The sequence below is a fragment of the Methanobrevibacter sp. genome (assembly GCF_045646045.1).
Classification (GTDB): domain Archaea; phylum Methanobacteriota; class Methanobacteria; order Methanobacteriales; family Methanobacteriaceae; genus Methanocatella.
This window is the reverse complement of sequence record NZ_JAZRJY010000099.1, coordinates 1-3,971: the sequence shown is the minus strand read 5'-3', so window position 1 is coordinate 3,971 and position 3,971 is coordinate 1. Positions and strand designations below refer to the sequence as shown.

Here is a 3,971-nt window from a genome sequence, read left to right as displayed (position 1 = left end):
AGTTATAACGATACTGAGCATTCTTTAATTTATGAAGATATTTTAGATGCATTTAATGATAATTTATCCAGTAATCCTGAGAGTACGCTTGTATCTTATATGGATGTTTCTTATTCCTATGGTGAATGTGCTTTTATTGCTGATAAGATTTCCAGAAAGCTAATTGATTTGGGTGTCGAATCTGGGGATTGCGTTGGATTTTTAGTACCTCGCAGTGAATTGTATATGTTTTCAGTTTTAGGTATTATGTCTGCTGGTGCTGTTTATGTTCCTCTTGATGATAATCTTCCTGATAATCGTATAAAATTCATATTAAATGACACTGAATCTAAAGTAATTATTGCAAGCGATGAAACATATAACCGTGTAAGAAATCTGTCATATGATGCCATTATTTTAAATTTATCTGATATCATTGAAGGCAGAATTGGTGAATTGTCTCATTTATCTGTTGATTATTGTGATTTAGCATGTATCTTATACACTAGTGGTACTACAGGTGTTCCTAAAGGAGTTAAAATCACTAGAAAATCAATTGTTAATGTGGTTTCATCCTATGTTGACAGTTATGGTTTAAGCACTAGTGATGTTTATGGATTGTTTGCATCTATTGGTTTTGATGCTGCAAATTTTGCTATTAATGCAGTTATGTATGCTGGTGCCAGTTTATCTGTTGTTCCACAGGATATTCGTTTGAATATGCTAGAGTTAAATAGATATTTTGTTGAAAATAATGTTACTCATTCATTTATTACTACTCAAGCAGGTAAATTATTTGTTTTAAGTATTGAAGATACATCATTAGATGTTTTGCTTGTTGGTGGTGAAAAACTAGGTGAATTTGAAAGTCCTGGTGATTATACTTTTGTTGATATTTATGGACCAACCGAAGCATTCACTTATATTTCCTTAATCAATAACGATGATAAAATTGATTATTCCTCTGTAGGTTCATGGAACAAAAATATTAAATGTTATATCGTTGATGATGAATTCAGGCGTGTACCTGTAGGTGCTGTAGGTGAATTATGTTTGGCAGGTTATCAAATTGCTGATGGTTACCTGAACCGTGAAGAAGAAACAAAAGAAGCATTTATTGTTAATCCTTTCGATGATGATGCAGAGTATAATGTTTTGTATCGTACAGGTGATATGGCTCGCATATTGTCTGATGGGTCTTTAAGTATTGTTGGGCGTCGTGACAGTCAAGTTAAAATCAGAGGAAACCGTGTAGAATTATCAGAAGTTGAGGCTGTAATCCGTGAGTTGGATTATGTGGATGATGTTACGGTGCAAACCATTAGACATGATGATAATTATGAGTTGGTGGCTTATGTAGTGTCTGGTGAATTTGATGGGGATACTCTTAGAAATAAGGTTTGTGAATTTGTTAGTGAGTTTAAGCCTGATTATATGGTTCCATCTCATGTTATTAATTTGGATAGTATTCCTTTAAATGTTAATGGTAAGGTGGATAAACGTGCTTTACCTGATGTTGATTTTACTGATTTGCGAGCAGAATATGTTGCACCGTCAACAGAGGCAGAAAAGATTATTGCAAAAACTTTTGAGAAAGTATTTAATCAGGACCGTATTGGTTTATATGATGATTTTGTCCGTTTGGGTGGAGATTCTATTGTTGCAATTCGTGTTGTTTCTTTACTTGAAAAGGAATCTCTTTTCGCTACAGCTAAGGATATTTTGAATTTTAAAACACCGTACTTAATTGCTCAGAATATTAAAATTAGGGATCGTATTTCATATGATTCTACTGTTGGGGAAGTGAGTATGCTTCCGATTCAGAGTTATTTCTTTGATCAGATTAATGAAGATAATTTTACTCAGCAGTTTGTTTTAAAGGCGAAGGAAGATATTGATATTGGTATTTTGCAGGATGCATTTGATGAGTTGTCTGATATTCATGATATGTTGCGTGCCAGTTATAGATTTGAGGATGATGGTGTTGTTCAAAGTATTTTGCCTTTAAGGACTAGAGTTTGTGAAATTAAAAAGTATGTTGCTGACGATTTGGATTATTCCATTAATCGGGTTATTAAGGAATCACGGGATTCGATTAATACTTGTGGTGATTTAATTAAGGCCAGTATTGTTCTGAATGCTGATGAATGTTATGTTATATTTGTTATTCATCATTTGATTGTTGATGGTGTGAGTTGGAACATTATTCTTGAAGATTTAACGCATATCTATAATTCCATGATAAAAAATGAGAGTATTGACTTTTTAAGACCTTATCCTTATAAATTGTGGGTTAATGATGTGAAATATTTGGTTGATTGTATTTCTGATGAAGAAAGGCAAGATTGGTATGAGATTAATGGCCTTTTGGATGATTCTCAGATTAAGGGCGAATCTAGAAGTTTTATTTTTGATATGGATGTTTCTTTTTCAAGAGATAATTTGTTTAGGTTGTCTGAAGAGGAATATCTGACATTGTGTATTGCGAGAGCTTATAAAAAGACTTATGGTGAAGATATTATTTTGAATCATGAGACTCATGGTCGTGACGATGATTTGGCTAGGGTTAATAGAACTGTGGGTTGGTTTACTAGTCAATATCCATTACGTATATGTGTAGGTAATGATTATGAGGGTATTTCATTGATGAATGATGTTTTGGCTGTTAAAAGTGCTTTGAATAGTGTGGAGCATTTTGGTTTGAATTATGAGTCTTTAATTTATTATAATAAGGAACTGGAGTATAAACACTGTCCTGTAACATTTAACTTCTTGAGTAGTGAATTTGAGTTCAATAATGATTTGTTTGAATCTTCTAATCACGCTATTTTCGATGATGATGATGTGGTCGGTGAAGATAATCATGATTCTTATTCTTATGGCGTTTCATTGAATTTTGCTATTGTTGATGGCCTTTATGTAGTTTCAGGCAATTATGCTGATGGTACATTCATTGGTGATAAGTTTAGTGATTTTATTAATAATATTAAGGATGAAATGAGTTTCATTTCGGATTATGGTTTTGAAAATGGTGTTATTTGTTGTTTATCTGAGCCGCAGTTAGGTATTTATTTAGATGAGAAGGTTCATGATAAAGGAACTGCATACTCTGCCCCAGGCATCTTTTATTTTGATGAGGATAAAACTGTTGGTGAGGTTGAAAATGCCATTCGTGTACTGATTGATAAACATCCTATTTTAAAAGGGCGTGTTTATGATAATGGTGGTGAACCTCTTTTAATTTGTGATAATGATCCGTTGGTTGAAATTTGTGATGTTGAGGATCATTATGACCTTATTGAGCCTTTTGATTTGGAGAAGTCTTTATCTCGCTTTTATATTGTTTCAAATGATAATGATCATTATATATTTTATGATATTCATCATATTATCAGTGATGCTACTACCCGTTCCATTATCAATAGGAAATTGGATGAGATTTTGAATGGAAATGTTGATTTGGATGTTGATTTGGGTTTTGTTCGTGCTGGTATTGAATCTTTTGAGTCTAAGTTCGGTGATAATTATCACTCAGCCCATGATTATTTCTCTGCTTTATTTGCTGATATTGATGAATGTGGAACTTTATTGAATGATGTTGATGGTAGTGCAGGAAGAATTTCTCTTCCAATCAGAGGTATTCGTAATAATGTAGAGTCTTTTGTACATAAAAATAATATTACTGTCAGTATTTTATTGAATGCAGTATTTTCTTATACTTGTTCTCGTTTTAGTGGTAGTAATAAGGTTTATTATAATTTCACTGAACATGGTCGTCATGATGACTATGCTCAAAATGCCTTGGGCATGTTTATTCGTACAATTCCTGTTCTTGTGGACTGTGAAAATAAGGATATTTCTGATTATTTGAATGATGTTTCTGATTTAATTTTAAAATCAATGACAAACAGTATTTATCCGTTTAGGCTGCTTGCAAGAGAATTTAATTTAAATAATAATGTTGTTTTCGAATATAATTATGACTTAAATGA

General features: G+C 32.4%; 1 protein-coding gene. It reads left to right on the top strand.

Features of this window, described 5'->3' with window-relative positions:
* Positions 1-3,971: condensation domain-containing protein (locus tag ACKI5C_RS06760; protein WP_407432411.1), on the top strand; the 3,971-nt coding region annotated here is incomplete at both ends.